Source organism: Achromobacter sp. E1, from assembly GCF_037039475.1.
GTDB lineage: Bacteria > Pseudomonadota > Gammaproteobacteria > Burkholderiales > Burkholderiaceae_B > Achromobacter > Achromobacter mucicolens.
The window spans coordinates 1,085,674-1,106,081 of the sequence record NZ_CP146253.1 but is presented as its reverse complement, the minus strand read 5'-3'; the positions used below and the strand labels follow the sequence as shown (position 1 = coordinate 1,106,081).

General features: G+C 63.8%; 21 protein-coding genes. 8 read left to right on the top strand and 13 right to left on the bottom strand.

Annotation, left to right across the window (positions count from 1 at the left end):
- Positions 1 to 136: 136 nt before the first annotated feature.
- Complete coding sequence (locus V6V88_RS05075; RefSeq protein ID WP_062840390.1) at positions 137 to 562, top strand: DUF1841 family protein; 426 nt, start codon at positions 137 to 139, stop codon at positions 560 to 562.
- Positions 563 to 626: 64 nt separating this feature from the next.
- Here the strand turns inward: V6V88_RS05075 and V6V88_RS05070 are convergent, their stop codons facing one another.
- Together V6V88_RS05070 and V6V88_RS05065 are read right to left on the bottom strand one after the other, a co-directional pair.
- Positions 627 to 989, bottom strand: a complete 363-nt coding sequence (locus tag V6V88_RS05070) for a cytochrome c (protein ID WP_062840389.1) — start codon at positions 987 to 989, stop codon at positions 627 to 629.
- 12 nt (positions 990 to 1,001) lie between these two features.
- Positions 1,002 to 1,355 (bottom strand): cytochrome c, encoded by a 354-nt coding sequence (locus V6V88_RS05065; protein WP_056321309.1) that lies wholly within the window; start codon positions 1,353 to 1,355, stop codon positions 1,002 to 1,004.
- A 175-nt stretch (positions 1,356 to 1,530) separates the two neighbouring features.
- Here V6V88_RS05065 and V6V88_RS05060 point away from each other — a divergent pair, with 175 nt between their 5' ends.
- On the top strand, positions 1,531 to 2,412 hold the full coding sequence (locus V6V88_RS05060) for a MoxR family ATPase (RefSeq protein WP_062840388.1): 882 nt from the start codon (positions 1,531 to 1,533) through the stop codon (positions 2,410 to 2,412).
- A gap of 25 nt (positions 2,413 to 2,437) precedes the next feature.
- Positions 2,438 to 3,610 carry a VWA domain-containing protein gene (locus V6V88_RS05055; protein WP_056321305.1) on the top strand — a complete coding sequence of 391 codons (1,173 nt, stop codon included), beginning with the start codon at positions 2,438 to 2,440 and terminating at the stop codon, positions 3,608 to 3,610.
- Between the two features lie 25 nt (positions 3,611 to 3,635).
- On the opposite strand, the gene V6V88_RS05050 is transcribed toward V6V88_RS05055, so the two are convergent.
- The 3 genes from V6V88_RS05050 to V6V88_RS05040 form a co-directional block, all read right to left on the bottom strand.
- Positions 3,636 to 4,193, bottom strand: a complete 558-nt coding sequence (locus V6V88_RS05050) for a GNAT family N-acetyltransferase (protein WP_062840387.1) — start codon at positions 4,191 to 4,193, stop codon at positions 3,636 to 3,638.
- Between the two features lie 115 nt (positions 4,194 to 4,308).
- Entirely contained in the window at positions 4,309 to 4,689 is a 381-nt protein-coding gene (locus V6V88_RS05045) for a hypothetical protein (protein WP_056322693.1), read from the bottom strand.
- A 247-nt stretch (positions 4,690 to 4,936) separates the two neighbouring features.
- Positions 4,937 to 5,536: a GNAT family N-acetyltransferase gene (locus V6V88_RS05040; protein WP_280003813.1), complete on the bottom strand. Its 600-nt coding sequence runs from the start codon at positions 5,534 to 5,536 to the stop codon at positions 4,937 to 4,939.
- A gap of 132 nt (positions 5,537 to 5,668) precedes the next feature.
- Between V6V88_RS05040 and V6V88_RS05035 the strand changes: the two genes are divergently transcribed.
- From V6V88_RS05035 to V6V88_RS05025, 3 genes are all read left to right on the top strand, one after another.
- A complete protein-coding gene (locus tag V6V88_RS05035; protein ID WP_062840385.1) occupies positions 5,669 to 8,416 on the top strand; it encodes a pitrilysin family protein in 2,748 nt (915 codons plus the stop codon).
- A 284-nt stretch (positions 8,417 to 8,700) separates the two neighbouring features.
- On the top strand, positions 8,701 to 9,090 hold the full coding sequence (locus V6V88_RS05030; RefSeq protein ID WP_062840384.1) for a DUF4148 domain-containing protein: 390 nt from the start codon (positions 8,701 to 8,703) through the stop codon (positions 9,088 to 9,090).
- A gap of 872 nt (positions 9,091 to 9,962) precedes the next feature.
- Complete coding sequence (locus tag V6V88_RS05025) at positions 9,963 to 10,244, top strand: DUF4148 domain-containing protein (RefSeq protein ID WP_062840382.1); 282 nt, start codon at positions 9,963 to 9,965, stop codon at positions 10,242 to 10,244.
- An 85-nt stretch (positions 10,245 to 10,329) separates the two neighbouring features.
- Here the strand turns inward: V6V88_RS05025 and dnaJ are convergent, their stop codons facing one another.
- The 7 genes from dnaJ to hrcA all read right to left on the bottom strand — a co-directional run bounded on the left by dnaJ (position 10,330) and on the right by hrcA (position 17,071).
- Positions 10,330 to 11,457, bottom strand: a complete 1,128-nt coding sequence (gene dnaJ, locus V6V88_RS05020) for a molecular chaperone DnaJ (protein WP_062840381.1) — start codon at positions 11,455 to 11,457, stop codon at positions 10,330 to 10,332.
- A gap of 109 nt (positions 11,458 to 11,566) precedes the next feature.
- On the bottom strand, positions 11,567 to 13,492 hold the full coding sequence (gene dnaK, locus V6V88_RS05015; protein WP_062840380.1) for a molecular chaperone DnaK: 1,926 nt from the start codon (positions 13,490 to 13,492) through the stop codon (positions 11,567 to 11,569).
- An 84-nt stretch (positions 13,493 to 13,576) separates the two neighbouring features.
- Positions 13,577 to 13,981: a thioredoxin family protein gene (locus V6V88_RS05010; protein ID WP_338618186.1), complete on the bottom strand. Its 405-nt coding sequence runs from the start codon at positions 13,979 to 13,981 to the stop codon at positions 13,577 to 13,579.
- A 13-nt stretch (positions 13,982 to 13,994) separates the two neighbouring features.
- Positions 13,995 to 14,552, bottom strand: coding sequence for a nucleotide exchange factor GrpE (gene grpE / locus V6V88_RS05005; protein WP_056321280.1), 558 nt, complete (start codon positions 14,550 to 14,552; stop codon positions 13,995 to 13,997).
- Between the two features lie 127 nt (positions 14,553 to 14,679).
- Complete coding sequence (locus V6V88_RS05000) at positions 14,680 to 14,916, bottom strand: hypothetical protein (protein WP_338618183.1); 237 nt, start codon at positions 14,914 to 14,916, stop codon at positions 14,680 to 14,682.
- Positions 14,906 to 16,021: a ferrochelatase gene (gene hemH, locus V6V88_RS04995; RefSeq protein WP_338618180.1), complete on the bottom strand. Its 1,116-nt coding sequence runs from the start codon at positions 16,019 to 16,021 to the stop codon at positions 14,906 to 14,908. The genes V6V88_RS05000 and hemH overlap by 11 nt, the downstream gene beginning before the upstream one ends.
- A gap of 45 nt (positions 16,022 to 16,066) precedes the next feature.
- Positions 16,067 to 17,071: a heat-inducible transcriptional repressor HrcA gene (gene hrcA / locus V6V88_RS04990; RefSeq protein ID WP_062840377.1), complete on the bottom strand. Its 1,005-nt coding sequence runs from the start codon at positions 17,069 to 17,071 to the stop codon at positions 16,067 to 16,069.
- Positions 17,072 to 17,211: 140 nt separating this feature from the next.
- On the opposite strand from hrcA, the gene V6V88_RS04985 reads away from it, so the two are divergent.
- Both V6V88_RS04985 and recN read left to right on the top strand, forming a co-directional pair.
- Positions 17,212 to 18,111 carry an NAD kinase gene (locus tag V6V88_RS04985; protein ID WP_056321271.1) on the top strand — a complete coding sequence of 300 codons (900 nt, stop codon included), beginning with the start codon at positions 17,212 to 17,214 and terminating at the stop codon, positions 18,109 to 18,111.
- A gap of 12 nt (positions 18,112 to 18,123) precedes the next feature.
- Positions 18,124 to 19,785 carry a DNA repair protein RecN gene (gene recN / locus V6V88_RS04980; protein WP_062840376.1) on the top strand — a complete coding sequence of 554 codons (1,662 nt, stop codon included), beginning with the start codon at positions 18,124 to 18,126 and terminating at the stop codon, positions 19,783 to 19,785.
- A 117-nt stretch (positions 19,786 to 19,902) separates the two neighbouring features.
- On the opposite strand, the gene fur is transcribed toward recN, so the two are convergent.
- A complete protein-coding gene (fur, locus tag V6V88_RS04975; RefSeq protein ID WP_056321269.1) occupies positions 19,903 to 20,322 on the bottom strand; it encodes a ferric iron uptake transcriptional regulator in 420 nt (139 codons plus the stop codon).
- Positions 20,323 to 20,408: the final 86 nt, after the last annotated feature.

The window sequence follows — 20,408 nt, the reverse complement described above, 5'->3', positions numbered from 1 at the left end:
CATACCGCCTCCTGCGAACCGCACACCGGATGGCGGATAGCAGCCCATTCTATATCGCAAAGCGCCAGGCGAAACCTGAGCTGCGTCGTGGGGCGGTAAAATAAAGCGACTCCATCCTGCTTTTGGCTCCCTCCCGATGTTCAATCCCTCCCGCGACCAAGTTCGCGAATTCTTTATCGAAACCTGGCGCAAGCACCGCGCCAACGAGGTCCTGACCCCGCTGGAGGCGATCGCGCTGGACTGGATCATCGAGCACCCGGAATACCACGCAGACCTCGAAAGCCCCGAGGCCATGACGGCCGAATACGCGGTGGAAAAAGGCCGGACCAATCCGTTCCTGCACCTGTCCATGCACCTGGCGATCGCAGAGCAATTGTCCATCGACCATCCGCCCGGCATCCGCCAGGCCTACCAGCAGCTGACGGCGCGCTCGGACGCGCACCACGCCGCCCACGAAATCATGGAATGCCTGGGCCAGGTCGTCTGGGAAGCGCAGCGCCTGGGCACGCCGCTGGACAGCGACACCTACATCGACCTGATCCGCCGCCGCGCCAGCCTCTGACCCAAACAAAAAAACCCTCGCTCGCGAGGGTTTTTGCTTGCACACCCGCCGCAGCGGGCGCGTCTTAGCGCCGGACGCCCAGGTCGCTGGGCAGCGACGCCAGCCACGCCGACACATTGGAGATGTCCTGGTCGGACAGCTGCGTGGCAAAGGCCCCCATGATCGGGTTCTTGCGCACATTGGCCGTGGCCGCGCTGCCGGAGGCGCCGCGCTTGTAGGCCTTCAGGGCGTGCACCAGGTAATCGGCGTGCTGCCCGGCCAGCGTCGGATAGGCGGGATCCACCGCCGTCTTGGCGTCGGCGCCGTGGCACGAGGCGCAGTTGAATTTGTCGAAGACGGCCTTGCCGGCCGCCAGGTCCTGCGCCTGGGCGGCTGCGCCCGAAATGGCCAGGGTCGCGCCCGCAAGGGCAAGCATGGTGCGGTTCATGATGTTGCCCCCTTACTTGAGATTCGAGTAGTACGCGGCCAGGTCGGCGATATCCTGGTCGGTCAAGCTGCCGGCGATGGCATCCATCGTGGGATGGCTGCGCGCGCCTTTCTTGTACTCGTTGAGGGCCGTTTCGATGTACTTGGCGTTTTGGCCAGCAATCATCGGAACATGGTAAAGCTCGGGAAACGATGCCTTGTAGCCTGGGATGCCATGGCAACCGATGCACATCGAAACCTTGTCTCGGGCATTCTGGACATTACCGACCGGCGCTGCGTCTGCAGCAACAGCCTGGCCGGCGATCGCACAGGACGCCATCGTGGCCAACACGGAAACCGTGTACTTCAGAGAGGTTCGCAACTTCATTGGAATGACTCTTCTTGGTATGGCTAAGGACTAGGGCCTGCTCACACGAAAAGGCCCTCTGCAAACACGTTGCGGGTGGAACCCAAAGCAAAACCGCCTGATTGTACGATAATTGCTCAGGATTAATACCTTGCGTTAGTGTTGATCCCAATCAAACCACAGAAGCCATCAGATCATGCCCGCAGCCCAGACCGCCTCCTCCGCCAAGCCAGTCCGCTTCGATGGCACTGACAGCTACGTTGCCACCGACGATCTCAAGCTCGCCGTGAACGCCGCCCTCACCTTGCAGCGCCCGCTTCTCATCAAGGGGGAACCCGGCACCGGCAAGACGATGCTGGCCGAGGAAGTGGCCCGCGCGCTGGGACGGCCGCTGCTGCAATGGCACATCAAGTCCACCACCAAGGCGCATCAGGGTCTGTACGAATACGACGCCGTCTCGCGGCTGCGCGATTCGCAGCTGGGCGACGAGAAGGTCCGCGACATCCGCAACTACATCGTGCAAGGCACGCTGTGGCAAGCGTTCCAGTCGCACGAGCCGGTGGTGCTGCTGATCGACGAGATCGACAAGGCCGACATCGAATTCCCCAATGACCTGCTGCGCGAACTGGACCGCATGGAGTTCCATGTGTACGAGACGCGCGAGACCATCTCCGCGCGCCACCGTCCGCTCGTCATCATCACGTCCAACAACGAAAAGGACCTGCCCGACGCGTTCCTGCGCCGCTGCTTCTTTCACTACATCCGCTTTCCCGATCGCGACACGATGCGCGACATCGTGGCGGTCCACTATCCGGATCTGAAGCAGGACGTGCTGCGCGCCGCGCTGGACACGTTCTTCGCGCTGCGCGATGCGCCCGGCCTGAAGAAAAAGCCGTCCACGTCCGAACTGCTGGATTGGCTGCGCCTCTTGCTGGCCGAGGACGTCTCGGCCGCGCAGATCGACGCGCACACCGCCACCGCCGTGCCGCTGATGGCCGGCGCGCTGCTCAAGAACGAGCAGGACGTGCATCTTCTTGAACGCCTGGCGGCCATGACGCGTGGCGGTCAGCGCCGCTGATCCCGCATCCAAGGGCGGCACGCACATGCTGATCGACTTCTTCTATCACCTCCGGGCGCACAAGCTGCCGGTCTCGGTCAAGGAATACCTGACGCTGGTGGACGCCTTGCGCCAGGACCTGATGTCGCCCACGCTGGACGAGTTCTACTTCCTGGCGCGCGCCACGCTGGTCAAGGACGAATCGCTCTACGACCGCTACGACAAGGCGTTTGGCGCGTACTACCGCGGCATCGAGGCCGCGTTGCCCGCAGGCAAGGAGATCCCGCTCGACTGGCTCATCAAGCAGTTCGAAAAAAGCCTGTCGCCCGAAGAAAAGGCCGCCATCGAAAAGCACGGCTGGGACAAGCTCATGGAGCTCTTCAAGGAGCGGATGGATGAGCAGAAGGAGCGCCACGCGGGCGGCAGCAAATGGATCGGCACCGGCGGCACGTCGCCCTTCGGCAACGGCGGCTACCACCCCGAAGGCATCCGCGTGGGCGGCGCATCGGCCGGCAACCGCACGGCGGTCAAGGTCTGGGACATGCGCCAGTTCAAGGACTACGACGACCAGGTCGAACTGGGCACGCGCAACTTCAAGGTGGCATTGCGCCGCCTGCGCCGCTTCGCGCGCCAAGGCGCCGATCTGGAACTGGACCTGGACGACACCATCGCCAGCACCGCGCGCAACGCCGGCCATCTGGACCTGCGCATGGTCCCGGAACGCCACAACACGGTGAAAGTGCTGATGCTGCTGGACGTGGGCGGCAGCATGGACGACCACATCGGCCGCGTCGAGGAACTGTTCTCGGCGGCCCGCAGCGAGTTCCGCAACCTCGAGGTCTATTACTTCCACAACTGCCCGTACGAAAGCCTGTGGCAAAGCAACCGCCGGCGCCAGAACGAGCGCTTCGACACCTGGGACGTGCTGCGCAAGTACAACCCGGACTGGCGCCTGATCATCGTGGGCGACGCCACCATGAGTCCCTACGAGATCCTGCAGCCCGGGGGCTCGGTCGAACACTACAACAAGGAACCCGGCGCCGAATGGATGCGCCGGTTGCTGGACGCCTGGCCCAAGTCGGTGTGGCTGAATCCCGAGCCCACGGCTTCCTGGCAGTACCGCCAGTCCATTGCCTTGATGCGCGACATCATGCAGGACCGCATGTATCCCGTGACCGTCGCCGGGCTGGAGCAGGCGATGCGGATGCTGTCCAAGTAGAGGCCGAGGGCGCCAGGCGCCGATCTCAGCCGTCGACCGGGTTTGCCGGCGTGTTCAGCGTCAACTGATAAAAGGCCAGGTCAAGCCAGCGGCCGAATTTGAAGCCGGCTTCGCGAATGGTGCCGGCGTGCACGAACCCCAGCTTTTCATGCAGCCGGATGCTGCCCTGATTGGACGCGTCGATGCCGCCGACCATGACGTGCGCGCCATCGGCGCGCGCCCGTTCGATCAGGAGCCCCATCATCGCCTCGCCCAGGCCCCGTCCGCGAAAGCGCCCGTCCACGTAGACGGAATGCTCGACCGAATACTTGAACGCCGGAAACGCGCGGAACGTGCCGTAGCTTGCGAACGCCATCAATTCGCCGTCATCGTTTTCCAGTCCCAACACCGGAAAGCCGCCCTGCTCCTTGGCCTGGAACCAGCCCTGCATGGCCTCGCGCGGCCGCGGCTTGTAGTCGTACAGCGCGGTGGAGTTCGCGATGGCGTCATTGAAAATGGCCAGGATCTGGTCGGCGTGGCGCGCGTGCGTGCACGAGACCAGGGTGGTGCCTTGCGGGGCGCGGAGTTCGGCGGGCGTCGTCATGGCCGGGATTTTAGCGACCGGGCCGCGCGCCGCCTACCTGCGTGAACAGGGCACAGGGCGAAAAAAAACCGGCGATGACGCCGGTTCAGTGAAACGTTGCCGCTTCTGGCCACTCTCAGGCGGCGCGGCTCTCCACAGATCGATGCGCGCCGTTTCCCGCATGGCGCAAACCCGGGCACTGCCGCCATGCCAATTCGTCGGCGTCCATGTCCAGGTCGAACAAATCTTGCGCGGCGGGCCACGGATGGGAACGCGCGGTGGCGCCCTCCATTTCAAGCACATGGCCGGCAAATCCGCGAGGCGATCCGCCGCACTCCGCGAAATACCGCTGGGAACTCAGGTCCACCACGTAGGTGGTCATGTCATGGGTCAATATGGCCACGTATTGGCCGTCATCACTGGCATAAGCGTACTGAAACTGTCCTTTGATGCCGTCGCCGTTCAGGGCATTGCCGGTCAGTTGGGACAAGGCACGCGTGACGATCTCGGTCAGCATGGGTCGTTCCTCCGTAGAATGCGCCAGCAGGATGCCGGCGGCGAAGGCGCGAACGACAAGCACCGGCGCCGCGCTGCGGCGGCGTCTGGCGTTGGACGGGAAGCCAGTAAAACGGCTGTCGCGCATCCCGTCAGCAACAGCGAATGCGTGTTTAAAAGCTTACACCCGCGACCGGAACCGATTCAAATCCCCAAGGAAATCAGAACTGCTGCACCGCAACATCAGGCTCAATGCGGCTTCGCGCCGCTTATGCCGCCGCAAACACCGCGGCGTCTGGAGCGCCTCCCGCGTCGCGCCGGCGGCGCCAGGCGTCCCGCCCGATGCGGTACAGCACGTGGGCGCGCAAAGGATGGCCTGGCGGCACGGCGGGGTGATCGAAAGGCTGCGGGTCGGCCACCATGCCCAGGCGGTCCATTACGGCGCGGGACCGCTGATTATCCGTGGCGGTGAAGGCGACGATCTCGTCCAGCGCGACCTGCTCGAAGCCCACGTTCAGGGCCGCGCCGGCCGCCTCGCTGGCGTAGCCCCGTCCCCAGAATGACTGCGCGAGACGCCAGCCGATTTCCACCCCGGGCGCAAAGGGCAACGCAGGCGCCAGCGGCTTGATGCCCACGAAGCCGATGAAGGGCGCCACGCCGGGCGCTTCCACCGCCCAGAAGCCCCAGCCGTGCTCGTCGATGCCCGCGGCCAGCCTGTCGGCCAGGGCATCGCTTTCCTGGGGCGTGAGCGGCAGCAGGAACTGCGTCACTTTCGGGTCCGCGTTCAGGGCCGCAAAGGGCTCGCGATCGGAAGCCCGCCATTGCCGCAGCACCAGGCGGGGCGTTTGGACTTCGACGGTCAGGGACATAGGAATTTCCTCGGCATTGCGGATGGCGCTGAAGCGATGCGGCGGCTTTGGCGGGAGGCCCGCCGCAGCGCCTGAACCATTGCCAACGTATACACTCCAACGGATTCTGCCATGCCAAAGGAATGATCCGCCATGCGCTTGTCCCTGTCGAAGCTGCCGCGCCCCCTGGGCGTGCTGCTGTTTTCCTCCTTCCTGGCCTTTCAGGCCGGAGCCGCCAGCCTGCCGGCCGGCGTCACGGAGGCCGCCTCGATCGAAGGCATCACCGAATACCGCCTGGCCAATGGCCTGCGGGTGCTCCTGGTACCCGACGAATCCAAGCCGTCCACCACGGTCAACATGACCTACCTGGTGGGCTCGCGCAACGAAAACTACGGCCAGACCGGCATGGCGCACCTCTTGGAACACATGCTGTTCAAGGGCACGTCCACCACGCGTAACGCGATGGGCGAGTTCTCGCGCCGCGGCCTGCAGGCCAACGGGTCGACTTCCAGTGACCGCACCAACTATTTCGCCAGCTTCGCGGCCAACCCCGAGACGCTGAAGTGGTATCTCGGCTGGCAGGCCGATGCGATGGTCAATTCGCTGATCGCCAAGGAAGACCTGGACTCGGAAATGACCGTGGTCCGCAATGAAATGGAAAGCGGCGAGAACAATCCTTTCCGCATCCTGATGCAGAAGATGCAGTCGGCGGCCTACCAGTGGCACAGCTACGGCAAGAACACGATCGGCGCCCGCTCGGACGTTGAAAACGTGGACATCGCGCAGTTGCGCGCCTTCTACCACGAGTACTACCAGCCCGATAACGCCGTGCTGATCGTGGCGGGCAAGTTCGACCCGCAGACGACGCTGGCGGACATCGAGGCCACGCTGGGCAAGCTGCCCAAGCCCGACCGCAAGCTGCCGCCGGAATACACGGTAGAGCCGGCGCAGGACGGCGAGCGGTCGGTGACGCTGCGCCGCACGGGCGGCACGCCGCTGGTCGCGGCGATGTATCACATCCCCGCCGGCGCCAGCGCGGACTTCGTGCCGTTCGACCTGGCCACCACGATCCTGGCCGATACGCCGTCGGGCCGTCTGTACCATGCGCTGGTTCCGACCAAGCTGGCCTCGGGCGTGTTCGGGTTCACGATGGAAAATCTGGATCCGGGACTGGCGATGTTCGCCGCGCAACTGACGCCGGGCAAGGACCAGGACGCTGCCATGACGGCGCTGACGGGCACGCTGGAGTCGCTCGACAAAAAGCCGTTCACGCAGCAGGAGCTGGACCGCGCGCGCAGCAAGTGGCTGACCTCGTGGGAACAGACCTACAGCGACCCCGAACAAGTCGGCGTGGCGCTATCTGAAGCGATCGCCGCGGGCGACTGGCGTCTCTTTTTCCTGCAGCGCGACCGCGCGCGTCAGGCTACGCTGGCCGAAGTGCAAAAGGCCGCGACGACCTATCTGGTGCAGAGCAACCGCATCGAAGGCCGCTACATCCCGACCGAAAAGCCGGTGCGCGCGCCGCAGACGCAGCGCGTGGACCTCACGGCGGTGTTCAAGGACTATAAGGGCGATCCGGACTTCAAGGCCGCCTCGGCGTTCGATCCCTCGCCGGCCAACATCGACAAGCTGACCAAGCGCACGACGCTTGACCTGCCCAATGGCCCGGTGAAACTGGCGCTGTTGCCCAAGGCCACGCGCGGCAGCCGCGTGCAGGCGCAGATGCTGATTCAATTCGGCAACGAAAAGGACCTGCTGGGCCAACGCGTGAATTCCAGCGCGGCCGCCGACCTGCTGCTGCGCGGCACGGACAAGCTGACGCGCCAGGACATTCAGGACCGTCTGGACAAGCTGCAGGCCGAGCTGGGCTTTAGCGGCGGCGGCACGACGCTGAAGGTAGCGATGTCGACCAAGGGCGAAAATCTGCCGGAGCTGACGGCGCTGGCGCTGGAGATCATCCGCAACGCCAGCTTCCCGAAGGAACAGGTCGAGGAATACCAGCGTCAGCTCGAGACCTCGATCCAGAACGCGATGACGGAGCCGTCGGCCCTGGCCGGCCGTACGCTGGCCCGCCACGACAATCCGTGGCCTGCCGACGACCTGCGTTACGTGCCGACATTCGAAGAGTCGCTGGCCGGCGTGCGCGCGCTGAATCGCGAGGCATTGGCCAAGTTCCACGCGAAGTTCTACGGCGCGGGCGACATCGAGTTTTCGGCGGTGGGCGATTTCGAGCCGGAGGCGGTGGAAAAATCGCTGCGCGCGGGACTTGCCGGCTGGAAGAAGGCGCCGGCCTATACCCGCGTGCCGAACCCGTATCGCGACGTGCCGGCCAAGCAGTTCGACATCAATACGCCGGACAAGGCCAACGCGTTCTATCTGTCGCGCATGCCGCTGAAGCTGCAGGACACGGACGCGGATTATGCGGCGCTGTATCTGGCCAACTATCTGTTCGGCGCGTCGGAAACGTCGCGGCTGTGGAACCGGGTGCGCGAGACCGAAGGTCTGTCGTACAACGTGCGCAGCTCGCTGTCGGTATCGTCGTTCGAACCTGCCGCAAGCTGGAGCATCTATGCGATCTACGCGCCGCAGAATCGCGAGCGCCTCGAGAAGGCAATCAATGAAGAACTGGCGCGGGTCCTGAAGGATGGCTTCTCGGACAAGGAAATCTCGGAGGGCATCACGGCGCTGCTGAACTACCGCAATCTGGCGCGCGCGCAGGACGATGTATTGGCCAGCACCTGGCTGGACTATCTGGAGCGTGGTCGCACGTTTGCGTGGTCGGCCGAGATGGACAAGAAGATCTCGGCCTTGACGCCAGAGGCGGTGAACGCCGCGCTACGCAAGTACGTGCGTCCTGACGGATTCAGCACGGCGCTGGCGGGTGACTTCAAGAAGCCCTGACGCATCGCCGCATGGAAAGCCCCTGCTTAGGCAGGGGTTTTTTTTGCATAGTCTATTTGATCTCGTGGAGTGGAAAGGCGGGAAACGGATTCAACCATTCCATTGATGGGGATAATTTGTCTTTCTGAATCTATTACTCGGTTATTTGGAAAGATGTTTTCAAGGAATAAGGGTTTATCCCAGGTTCGATGACGAGGACAATTCAGTTCATCGGGAACAGCAAACGAACACGACGGAGCGCCGCCGGATTCGGTCCCCATTTACGACGAATTGGAGGTCTCATTATGAAAACCCTAGCCACTACCCTTTTCCTATCCCTGGCCCTGGCCGGTGTCGGCGCACAAGCCGCCGGCGTCGAGCAAGCGAAGAGCAGCGCCCAGGTGGCGACTGAACTGCACGAAGCAAAAGTCAGCGGCCAGTACACCTTCGGCGAGCTGGACTATCCGCCCGCCCTGCCCCAAAAGACCAGCCTGAGCTCGCAGGAAGTGCAAGCCCAGCTGCAACAAGCCAAGGTCAGCGGCCAATACACGTTCGGCGAATTGCAGTACCCGCCGGTCGCCGCCGCCACGGGCGCCGCGAAGTCGCGTGCCGATGTCCAGCAGGAACTGGCGCAAGCGAAGGCCAGCGGTCAATACACGTTCGGCGAGCTCGAATACCCGCCGATCAGCCGGTGAGCTGCTTGCTGTAGCCCGGCCGGCCTCGGGCGGCATCATGGCCTGAGGCCGGTATTTTCGGCATACAGCGGCGGTGGAAGTAGCAGTAGTAGCAGTTGAAGTTGCAGTAGTTGTAGTTGTAGTTGAAGTTGCTGTGATGTAGTTGCAGTCAGCAGTTGAAGTTCGCAGTGGAAGTTCGCAGTTGAAGTTCGCAGTTGAAGTTCGCAGTGGAAGTTTGAAGTTGCTGTATTAGTAGTTGCAGTAGCAGTAGCAGTAGCAGTAGCGAAGAGGCCGTGGCGATGCGTCACGGTCTCTTTTTTTTGGCGGTTCAGGCCTGGCGGGGATCTGGGTTCTTGAGTCGCCCGGCGCGGCCACGGCGCCCGGCGCGCGGGGCCACGATTGCGGTCCGGAGCCTTCGCTCCGGACTTCCCCTGCCTCATCCTCGTCATCGCCTACGGCGATTCCTTCGGATTCCGTTGGGCTTATCGACGCCCCACGCACCGGGCGCCGCAGCCACACCGGGCTCGCGGTGTCGGAAACAAGACGGGCGTCGGGGCGGGTGGTTTGCTTGGCGTTTTTTTCGCGGTTTTAGTTGTTTGGAAGATCTTGCGGGGCCCGCGCTGCGTCGGCCGCGCGGGCGGCCTCGCAGCGCTTACGCGATGTGGTTCGGTCTCGGGTGCTCGCTGCGCGCGGCTGGCTCCAGAATCCGCATTCCGCATATCCGTAATTTTTAGAAACCCTTCGATTTCTTGGCTATTTGGAAGGTGGTTTCATGCGTGCGGGTTTATTCGAGTTTCTTACGGTACGCCGCGTCGGCCCACTTGATATGGACTGGGCCGTGAGGCAGCGACGCGGGACTCGATCTCTCTTAAAACAAACTGGAGCTCTCACACATGAAAATCCTGGCCACCACGCTGTTCTTTTCCCTGGCCCTGGCCAGCACCGGCGCGCATGCGGCGGGCGCTGAACACGGGAAGTCCGGCTCTCAGGTCGCGGCCGAGTTGCAAGAAGCCAAGCTGACCGGCCAGTACACGTTTGGCGAATTGGACTATCCCGCCGCTTTGCCCCGCACCTCCGGCCTGACCGAACAGGAAGTGCGGGCCGAACTTCAACAAGCCAAGGCCGATGGCGAATACACCTTTGGCGAACTGGATTACCCGCCGGTCGCTCGATAAGCAGCCGGATGTGGGGGCCGATATCGAAAGGCCCGAAAAAAAGCCGCGACTCTCGTCGCGGCTTTTTTGCTGAAGATCGGCGTGATCAGCTGAAGAATTCCTTGACGCGGTCCGTCCAGGATTTGCTTTGCGGCGAGTGGCGGTCGCCGCCGTCGTTCAACGACGCTTCGAACTGGCGCAGAATGTTCTTCTGGTCTTCGCTCAGGCGCACCGGCGTTTCCACAACGACGTGGCAGTAGAGGTCGCCGGGGTAGCTGCCGCGCACGCCGCGGATGCCCTTGCCGCGCAGGCGGAAGGTCTTGCCGGACTGGGTGCCTTCGGGGATGGAGATCTCGGCCTTGCCGCCCAGCGTGGGCACCTGAAGTTCGCCGCCCAATGCCGCGGTGGTGAACGGGATGGTCAGCTCGCAGTGCAGGTCGTCGCCATCGCGCTGGAAGATCTTGTGCTGCTTGATGTGGATTTCCACATACAAGTCGCCCGGAGGGCCGCCATTGATGCCGGGTTCGCCATTGCCGCTGGAGCGGATGCGCATGCCGTCGTCGATACCGGCCGGGATCTTGACCTGGAGGGTCTTGTTGCGGCGGATGCGGCCGACGCCGTCGCAGGACGGGCACGGGTCGGTGATTTCCTTGCCGTTGCCGTGGCAGGTCGGGCAGGTTTGCTGGACGCTGAAGAAACCTTGCTGCATGCGCACGGCGCCCGAGCCGCCGCAGGTGCGGCAGGTCTTGGGCGAGGTGCCGGGCTTGGCGCCGGAGCCGTGGCAGGTGTCGCAGTTTTCCCAGCTGGGGACGCGGATTTCCGTGTCGAAACCGGCGGCTGCCTGTTCGAGGGTGATTTCCAGCGCGTATTTGAGATCGGCGCCGCGGTACACCTGGGGACCGCCGCCACGACGGCCACCGCCGCCGCCGAAGATTTCGCCAAAGATGTCGCCGAACGCGTCGGCGAAACCGCCGCCCATGCCCGCGCCGCCCATGCCGGCGGCATTGGGGTCGACGCCGGCGTGACCGTAGCGGTCGTACGCGGCGCGCTTTTGCTCATCGCCCAGGACCTCGTAGGCTTCCTTGGCTTCCTTGAACTTCTCTTCGGCTTCTTTGCTGTCCGGATTGCGGTCCGGATGGTATTTCATGGCCAGCTTTCGATAGGCCTTCTTGAGATCGTCGTCCGAGGCGTTTTTTGCCACGCCCAAGACGTCGTAATAGTCGCGTTTTGCCATGATCCGTGGGCTCGAAACCGAGCCTTCTTTTCAGTGCTACAGAATGAGTTCGCCCGGTAGGCGGATTTCTCCGGCTACCGGGCGGCAGAGGCAGGTCAGCGCCCGGCCATTATTGGTCGCGCTTGACTTCCTTGAAGTCGGCGTCGACGACGTTGTCGTCCACCGGCTTCGCGTTGTCGGCCGCTTGCTGCTGGCCGGCGGCTTGCTGCGCCTGCATGTCGGCGTACATCTTTTCGCCGAGCTTTTGCGATGCGGTCGACAGGGCTTCCACCTTGGCGTCGATCGCGGCCTTGTCGCCTTCCTTCAGCGTGTCTTCCAGGTCCTTGATGGCGGCTTCGATGCTTTCCTTTTCGGAAGCTTCGAGCTTGTCGCCGTACTCGGTCAACGACTTGCGGGTGGCATGCACCAGCGCATCGGCCTGGTTACGCGATTGGGCCAGTTCGGCAACGCGGTGATCTTCCTCGGCGTTGGCCTCGGCATCCTTGACCATGCGCTGGATCTCGTCTTCCGACAGACCCGAGTTGGCCTTGATGGTGATCTTGTTTTCCTTGCCGGTGCCCTTGTCCTTGGCGGACACGTGCAGGATGCCGTTGGCGTCGATGTCGAACGTGACTTCGATCTGCGGCATGCCGCGCGGCGACGGCGGGATACCTTCGAGGTTGAACTCGCCCAGGGCCTTGTTGCCCGCAGCGATTTCGCGCTCGCCCTGGAACACCTTGATCGTCACGGCCGGCTGGTTGTCATCGGCGGTAGAGAACGTCTGCGAGAACCGGGTCGGGATCGTGGTGTTCTTCTGGATCATCTTGGTCATGACGCCGCCCAGGGTTTCGATACCCAGGGACAACGGCGTGACGTCCAGCAGCAGCACGTCCTTGCGGTCGCCCGACAGCACGGAGCCCTGAATGGCGGCGCCAGCGGCGACGGCTTCATCGGGGTTCACGTCCTTGCGCGGATCCTTGCCGAAGAATTCCTTCACCTTTTCCTGGACCTTGGGCATGCGGGTCATGCCGCCGACCAGGATCACGTCGTCGATGTCGGAGACCTTCACGCCGGCGTCCTTGATGGCGACGCGGCACGGCTCGATCGTGCGTTCGATCAGTTCTTCGACCAGCGCTTCCAGCTTGGCGCGCGTGATCTTCAGGTTCAAGTGCTTGGGACCGGAGGCATCGGCCGTGATGTACGGCAGGTTGATTTCGGTCTGCTGCGCGGACGACAGTTCGATCTTGGCCTTTTCAGCGGCTTCCTTCAGGCGTTGCAGCGCCAGCACGTCCTTGGACAGGTCAACGCCTTGTTCCTTCTTGAACTCGGCAATGATGTAGTCGATGATGCGCTGGTCGAAGTCTTCGCCGCCCAGGAAGGTGTCACCGTTGGTCGACAGCACTTCGAACTGCTTTTCGCCGTCCACGTCGGCGATTTCGATGATGGACACGTCGAACGTGCCGCCGCCCAGGTCATAGACAGCGATCTTGCGGTCGCCCTTTTCGGTCTTGTCCAGGCCGAACGCCAGCGCCGCGGCGGTGGGTTCGTTGATGATGCGCTTGACGTCCAGGCCCGCGATGCGGCCGGCGTCCTTGGTGGCCTGGCGCTGGCTGTCGTTGAAGTAGGCGGGCACGGTGATGACGGCCTCGGTCACTTCTTCGCCCAGGTAGTCCTCGGCGGTCTTCTTCATCTTGCGCAGCACGTCGGCCGACACTTGGGGAGGCGCCATCTTCTTGCCGCGCACTTCAACCCAGGCGTCGCCATTGTCAGCCTTGACGATGGCGTAGGGCATCAGGTTGATGTCCTTCTGCACTGCCTTTTCTTCGAACTTGCGGCCAATCAGGCGCTTCACGGCGTAGAGCGTGTTGCGCGGGTTGGTCACGGCCTGGCGCTTGGCAGGCGCGCCGACCAGAGTCTCGCCGTCATCCATGTAGGCAACGATGGAGGGGGTGGTGCGAGCACCTTCGGCGTTTTCGATGATCTTGACCTGCCCGCCGTCCATGACAGCCACGCAGCTGTTGGTCGTTCCCAGGTCAATGCCAATAATCTTGCTCATGGTGGGTTACCTTGATTATTAAATCTATGAAAAATTGGGGAAAACTGCTTGTCCCCCCATAACTGGGGCTGCCCAAAGGGTTTTTCAAGACGCCGGGCTGGAATTTTCGGCGCCCGATTCCTGCAGGCGGTGGATCGCCGCCGTGAACTGGGGCAATCCGGGCCAGCCGGTGATGCGCCCCAGGCGCTTGCCGGACCGGTACAGCACAAAAGTGGGGACGCCATGCAACGAAAAGCGGCGTCCCAGCGGTTCATCCGCATAGACATCGGCTTCGAACCACGTCAGGCCAAGCCCCACCAGCGTTTCCTGGTGCAGCAGCGCCGCCTGTTTGAACAGATTGCAGTTGTAGCAATCCTGGCCCCACAGGAAGACACAGCGCAGGTCCGCCCCGGGCGCGTGCACCACGGCCGCGTCGAATCCCGCAGTGTCGACATGGCGCATGCCGAACACCTGGAATACCTGGGCCGGGTCAAAGCGCGGGTCGGTCATGGTGGGACGCGGTTCAGCCCTGGCCGGCCGACACGACCACCAGCGCCGGGCGCAGGGTACGGTCGGCAATCACATAGCCCTTCTGCAGCAGTTGCACCACCGTGTTGGCGGGCTGCTCGTTGGGAATGGACGAAATGGCCTGGTGCTGGTGCGGATCGAACTTGTCGCCCTGGGCGGGCGCGATTTCCTTGAGCAGGTTGCGCTCGAACGCGGCGGCAAGCTGCTTGAGGGTGACTTCGACGCCTTCGCGCAGGGTTTCGACCGTCTGATCGGGCTGGGCCAGGGCAGCTTCCAGGCTGTCCTTGACCGGAACCAGGCTTTCGGCGAACGACTCGATGCCGAACTTGCGCGCCTTGGACACTTCTTCCTGGGCGCGGCGGCGCACGTTTTCGGCTTCGGCTTGCACACGCAGAAGCTGGTCGTGCTGCTCGTTGACGGTAGCCTGGGCGGCGTCCAATTGGGCGCGCAACTCGTTCAGCTCGGCCTGCGCGGCGTCCTGGGCGGCGGGAGCCGCATCGGCGCTCTGGCCGACTTCGGGCGCCTGGTCAGCAGGCTCGTGGGGTGCCGTCATGGGGAATCCTCCAAAAAGAATGGCTTTCGCAGACATGAATGGGGGCCAATACCCCTAATTCAAGCCCGGTTAAGCGAAATATTCCCCGGGGCGCGGCCCGCAGGCCGGGCGCCCGCTGACCGCCTGGCTACTTCTTGCTGGGTTGGGCGGGGGCCACGGGGTCGCTGGCCGGAAAACTTTCCTTCAGCGCGCGGTCCACGCGCTTGTCATCGGCGTCCGGATCTGACGGAATCGCGACCGGGTCGCTGGCCGGGAACGTATCGGCAAGGGCCTCGTCCAGGTCATGTTCGACGCGGTCCTCGTCGACGGGAGTGGTGACTTTGTCCTTCTTGACCGTCTTTCCAGTCTTGGGATCATGGTGCATGCGCCTTCTCCTTCAAGTCCGTGGCTGCTGGTATCCACCCCTGCAAGTTTCGTTCCACCAGACCGGACAGCCCCGCGATCCAGGCCGGGTCGTCATTGATGGCAGGAATGTAACGGAACTGTTTGCCCCCCGCCTCGAGAAAGGCATCGCGGCATTCCAGGCTGATTTCTTCCAGGGTTTCCAGACAGTCTGCCACAAATCCCGGGCACACCACATCGACCTCCGTGACGCCGGAAGCCGCCAGGGCCTTCAGGGTCGGCTCGGTGTAAGGCTCCAGCCAGCGGGCCGAGCCGAACCGGCTCTGGAAGGTCACTTCGATCTGGTCGCGGGGCAGGGACAGCCGCTGCGCCAGGAGCCGGGCCGTTTCCATGCAGTCGCGGTAGTAGGGATCGCCCAGTTCGATGGAGTAGCGCGGCAGGCCATGAAAGCTCATGACCAGTTTCTGCGGCTTGCCGTGTTCGGCCCAGTAGCGCTCGATGCGCGCGGCGAGCGCGTCCAGGTAGGCGGGCTCGTCGTGAAAGCGCTTGATGAAGCGCATCTCCGGCTGATCGCGCAGCTTGCCCATGTAGCGGGTGACCGCGTCGACCACGGTGGCGGTAGTGCTGGCGGCGTACTGGGGATACAGCGGCACCGTCAGTATGCGCTCGCAGCCCTGCTTGCGCATGTTCGCGATCACCTGGGGGATGGAGGGGTTGCCATAGCGCATGCCCAGCTCGACCACGGCATCCACGCCGGCCGCCTGCAAGGCGGCGCGTACGCCGTCGGTCTGGCGTTGGCTATAGACCATCAGGGGCGAGCCGCCCTCCATCCAGATGCCGGCGTAGCGCGGCTCCAGCCGCTTGGGCCGGCGCACGAGCACGATCCCGTGCAGGATGGGCTTCCAGAGGTAGCGCGGGATTTCGATGACGCGCGGGTCGGACAGGAATTCGCCGAGATACTTGCGGATGTCCTTGGGCGACGTCGTGTCGGGGGTGCCCAGGTTGACGAGCAGCACGCCGACCTTGCCGGGCACGCGCGGCGGCGGATCCTCGTTGAAGGGGTCTTCTTGGTGGGGCTCAGGAAGGTAGCGCTCAGGCCAGAGATACTTGAACAGGCGAAGAAACACAAAAACTCCCCTTCCTCCGCAAGGAGGATGTAGCTTTGAATGGGACTACTGGTTGTGGCTGAGCGCGTTGGACAGCAGGCGCGCCGTGATGTCCACGATGGGTATGACCCGCTCGTAGGCCATGCGGGTCGGACCGATGACACCCAGGGTGCCGACCACCTTGCCGTCCACGCCGTAAGGCGCCGTGATGACGGAGACGTCTTCCAGGGGCACCAGTTGCGAATCGCCGCCGATGTAGATCTGCACGCCCTGCGCGCGGCTCGAGACGTCCAGCAACTGCAGCAGATCGGTTTTTTTCTCGAACAGCGAAAACATCTTGCGCAGCCGGTCCATGTCGGACGCGATGTCGGTGACGTCCAGCAGCTTGCGCTCGCCCGAGATGACCACGGCGTCGCCGTCCTCGGCCGCTTCGGCGCTGGCCTCGACGGCAGCCTGCATCAGGCGCGAGATGTCTTCGCGCAACTGGGCCAGTTCGGTCGACAACGTCTGGCGCACGGCATTGAACGACTTGCCGGCGAAGTGCATGTTGAAGAAGTTGCCGGCTTCCAGGAGCTCGGATTCGGCGTAATCCCGCTGGACGAAAAGGATGCGGTTCTGCACGTCGCCATCGGGCGTCACGATGATGAGCAGGACGCGCTTGTCGGACAGACGGATGAATTCGATCTGCCGGAACACCTGCGCCCGCTTGGGCGTGAGGACCACGCCGGCGAACTGCGTCAGGTTGGACAGCAGCGCCGCCGCCGCATTGACGGCGCGGGTAGGTTCGGCGGCCGAGAGCATTTCGCCCATATTGTGCGGTTGCAGCTGGTACGACTGCACCGACAGCAGCGAATCGACGAACATGCGGTATCCGCGCGGCGTGGGAACACGGCCGGCGGAGGTGTGCGGACTGTGGATCAGTCCCAGCTCTTCCAGGTCCGCCATGACATTGCGGATGGTGGCCGGAGACAAGTCAAAGACTTTAGATAGCGTCCGCGAGCCGACTGGCTGCCCATCGGCGATGTAGCGTTCTATCAACGCTTTCAGTAAAGCGCGTGCGCGGTCATCCATAGCGGCTATTTTAGGGAATCTTTTCAGGTTGAGGCGATTTTTGTCCCGCAACACAATATACGGCCCCATATAATCGGCTAATTGGCCCATTCTGGGCACGTTCAGCTTTGCGGTTTCGCCCTTTTCCTTCCTACGCAGCCATGCATTTTCCTATAGTCGCCCTGATCGGCAGATACCAGGACACCGGCCTGGACACACCGCTGAGAGCACTTGCGCACGCGCTGACGCAGGCGGGCCGCCATGTGCTGATCGATGCGGACACGGCGCGCAACACCGGGCTGACCGAATACCCCATCGCCACGCTCGAGGAAATCGGCAAGACCGCCTCGCTCACCGTGGTCATGGGCGGCGACGGCACCGTGCTCGGCGCCAGCCGCCATCTCGCGCCCTACGGCATGCCGCTGATCGGCATCAACCACGGGCGCCTGGGCTTCATCACCGACATCGCCCTGCAGGACGCGCACGCCGCGCTCGCCCGCGTGCTCGAAGGCAGCTTCCAGATCGAAGACCGCATGCTGCTCGAAGGCAGCGTGTGGCGCGGCGACCAGAAGATGTATTCCGCGTCGGCCCTGAACGACGTGGTCCTGAACCGCGCGGGCCGCGGCGGCATGATCGAGGTCCGGGTCGAACTTGACGGCGCCTTCATGTATACGCAGCGCGCCGACGGCCTGATCATCGCCACGCCCACCGGCTCCACGGCCTATGCGTTGTCGGCCAATGGCCCCATCCTGCATCCGGGCATGAACGCCATGGTGCTGGTGCCGGTGGCGCCGCAAACGCTGTCGAACCGGCCCATCGTCATCCCGGACACCGGCGTGCTCAACATGACGCTCACGGCCATGGGCCGCGTCGAAGTCGGCGCCAGCGTGCACTTCGACATGCAGACCTGGTCCGACCTGCAACCGGGCGACCGCATCGTCGTGCAGCGCGCGCCCTACACCATCCGATTCGTGCATCCCGAAGGCTACAGCTTCTTTTCCACCCTGCGCCGCAAACTGCACTGGAACCTGATGCCCGAAGCCTCCGACAACGTAGAGTAATTAGCGCCCCTTATGCTGCGCACCCTGCACATCCGCGACTTCGTCATCGTCGAACAGACCGAGATCCACTTTGGCCCCGGCTTCACCGTCTTTTCCGGTGAAACGGGCGCCGGCAAATCCATCCTGGTCGATGCGCTGGCGCTCACCCTCGGAGAGCGCGGCGATGCCAGCATGTTGCGCGAAGGCGCGGCCCGTGCCGACATCACCGCGGTGTTCGACACCCCGGCGGCGCTGCAGGCGTGGCTGGCCGAACGCGAAATCGACGCCGACGACGAACTCTCGCTGCGCCGCGTCATCGATGCGCAAGGCCGCAGCCGCGCTTACATCAACGGCACCCCGGCCACCGTGGCGCAACTGCGCGAACTGGGCAACAGCCTGGTCGACATCCACGGCCAGCACGCGCACCAGAGCCTGATGCGTCCCGACGCCCAGCGCGACCTGCTGGACGCGCACGGCGGCCACGGCGAGCTTCGCCACGCGGTTGGGCAGGCGTGGAAGCAGTGGCGCGCCTTGGCACGCCAGCTGGAATCGGCCGAAAAAGACGCCGAAAGCCTGGCCTCTGAACGTGAACGCCTGCAATGGCAGGTCGACGAACTGGACCGGCTGAACCTCGGACCGGACGAATGGGACGCCCTGCAATCCGAGCACACGCGGCTGTCGCATGCGCAATCGCTGCTGGATGGCGCTTCGCAAATCCTTGAAATGCTGGACGGCGAAGGCGATTCGGCGCATCACCGCCTGACGGCCGCGAACCAGCGCCTGCAACAGATGCTGCGGCACGATCCGGGCCTCAAGGGCGTCCATGACGAACTGGAATCGGCACGCATCGCCATCAGCGAAGCCGTGTCCGACCTGAACAACTATGTCAGCCGGGTCGACCTGGACCCCAAGCGTCTCGCCGACGTGGAATTGCGCCTAGGACTGGTGTTCGAGACCGCCCGCAAATTCCGCACCGATCCCGATGCCCTGTGCGAACTGCGCGAATCGCTGCATTCGGAGCTTGCGGCCTTGCAGGCCGCCGGCGACATCGACGCGCTGCGCGCCCAGGCGGCCACGGCGCAGGCGCAATACGACGCGGCCGCCGCCAAGCTGACCACCGCCCGGCGCAAGGTCGCCAAGGATCTGGGCAAGCAGGTCACCCAGGCCATGCAGACGCTCGCGATGCAGGGTGGCCGCTTTGAACCGACGCTTGCCCCGTCGGCGCCGTCCGCGCACGGCAACGAACAGGTCGAATTCCTGGTGGCCGGTCACGCCGGCACCACGCCGCGTCCGCTGGCCAAGGTCGCCTCGGGCGGCGAACTGTCGCGTATCTCGCTCGCGCTGTCGGTCATCGCCAGCCGCGCGGCGCGCGTGCCCACGCTGATCTTCGACGAAGTGGACAGCGGCGTGGGCGGCGCGGTGGCCGAATCCGTCGGCAAGCTGCTGCGCGAACTGGGCGAACGCCATCAGGTGCTGTGCGTCACTCACTTGCCCCAGGTGGCCGCGTGCGCCAACAACCAGTTCCTGGTCAGCAAGGCCGAGTCCCGCGGCACCACCCGGTCCAGCATCGAACCGCTGGACGCCCCGGCCCGCGTCGAGGAAATCGCGCGGATGCTGGGCGGCATGACACTCACGGCCACCACGCGCGAACACGCGCGCGAAATGCTGGAAGGGTTCGGCCAGACAACGCCTTGAGTCGGCGGCCTGCCGGCGTCACTGGCCCCACCACGCAAAAAGCCCCTTCGTTCAGAAGGGGCTTTCGTTTTTGGCTACGCAGCCGGATGTACCGGCCTCACGGCTGCCCGCCCGGGCTTAGCGGCCTTTGAGGCAGCTGCCGCAGATGCCGTACAGCACCATCGCGTGGCTTTCCAGCGCGAAGGCGTTGTCCTTGGCGATCTTTTGCTGGCGCTTTTCGATCTCCGGATCCGAGAACTCGACGACCTTTCCGCAGTTGGTGCAGATCAGGTGGTCGTGGTGGTCGCCGTCGTTGAGCTCGAAAACGGCCTTGCCGCTGTCGAATTGGCTGCGCGCCAGGATGCCGGCCTGCTCGAACTGCGTCAGCACGCGGTAGACGGTAGCCAGGCCGATTTCGACGTTTTCGCCGATCAGGGCGCGGTAGACGTCTTCGGCGCTCAGGTGCCGTTCACCCGATTTGCGGAAAATATCAAGAATCTTCAGGCGCGGGAAAGTCGCCTTCAAACCCATGTTTTTCAGTTCGCTTTGGTCGCTCATGGTGTAATCGCTCTCCGTCCGCGTTGGCATGGGCAAGGACTGGGGTCACCGCAAGCCGGCTCGCCGAATTCATGCCGCCTCGCGGA

Bases quoted from the DNA above. Each gene is read 5' to 3' on its own strand.
- V6V88_RS05075 (WP_062840390.1), top strand. From the start codon at position 137: ATGTTCAATCCCTCCCGCGACCAAGTTCGCGAATTCTTTATCGAAACC.
- V6V88_RS05070 (WP_062840389.1), bottom strand. From the start codon at position 989: ATGAACCGCACCATGCTTGCCCTTGCGGGCGCGACCCTGGCCATTTCG.
- V6V88_RS05065 (WP_056321309.1), bottom strand. From the start codon at position 1,355: ATGAAGTTGCGAACCTCTCTGAAGTACACGGTTTCCGTGTTGGCCACG.
- V6V88_RS05060 (WP_062840388.1), top strand. From the start codon at position 1,531: ATGCCCGCAGCCCAGACCGCCTCCTCCGCCAAGCCAGTCCGCTTCGAT.
- V6V88_RS05055 (WP_056321305.1), top strand. From the start codon at position 2,438: ATGCTGATCGACTTCTTCTATCACCTCCGGGCGCACAAGCTGCCGGTC.
- V6V88_RS05050 (WP_062840387.1), bottom strand. From the start codon at position 4,193: ATGACGACGCCCGCCGAACTCCGCGCCCCGCAAGGCACCACCCTGGTC.
- V6V88_RS05045 (WP_056322693.1), bottom strand. From the start codon at position 4,689: ATGCTGACCGAGATCGTCACGCGTGCCTTGTCCCAACTGACCGGCAAT.
- V6V88_RS05040 (WP_280003813.1), bottom strand. From the start codon at position 5,536: ATGTCCCTGACCGTCGAAGTCCAAACGCCCCGCCTGGTGCTGCGGCAA.
- V6V88_RS05035 (WP_062840385.1), top strand. From the start codon at position 5,669: ATGCGCTTGTCCCTGTCGAAGCTGCCGCGCCCCCTGGGCGTGCTGCTG.
- V6V88_RS05030 (WP_062840384.1), top strand. From the start codon at position 8,701: ATGAAAACCCTAGCCACTACCCTTTTCCTATCCCTGGCCCTGGCCGGT.
- V6V88_RS05025 (WP_062840382.1), top strand. From the start codon at position 9,963: ATGAAAATCCTGGCCACCACGCTGTTCTTTTCCCTGGCCCTGGCCAGC.
- dnaJ (WP_062840381.1), bottom strand. From the start codon at position 11,457: ATGGCAAAACGCGACTATTACGACGTCTTGGGCGTGGCAAAAAACGCC.
- dnaK (WP_062840380.1), bottom strand. From the start codon at position 13,492: ATGAGCAAGATTATTGGCATTGACCTGGGAACGACCAACAGCTGCGTG.
- V6V88_RS05010 (WP_338618186.1), bottom strand. From the start codon at position 13,981: ATGACCGACCCGCGCTTTGACCCGGCCCAGGTATTCCAGGTGTTCGGC.
- grpE (WP_056321280.1), bottom strand. From the start codon at position 14,552: ATGACGGCACCCCACGAGCCTGCTGACCAGGCGCCCGAAGTCGGCCAG.
- V6V88_RS05000 (WP_338618183.1), bottom strand. From the start codon at position 14,916: ATGCACCATGATCCCAAGACTGGAAAGACGGTCAAGAAGGACAAAGTC.
- hrcA (WP_062840377.1), bottom strand. From the start codon at position 17,071: ATGGATGACCGCGCACGCGCTTTACTGAAAGCGTTGATAGAACGCTAC.
- V6V88_RS04985 (WP_056321271.1), top strand. From the start codon at position 17,212: ATGCATTTTCCTATAGTCGCCCTGATCGGCAGATACCAGGACACCGGC.
- recN (WP_062840376.1), top strand. From the start codon at position 18,124: ATGCTGCGCACCCTGCACATCCGCGACTTCGTCATCGTCGAACAGACC.
- fur (WP_056321269.1), bottom strand. From the start codon at position 20,322: ATGAGCGACCAAAGCGAACTGAAAAACATGGGTTTGAAGGCGACTTTC.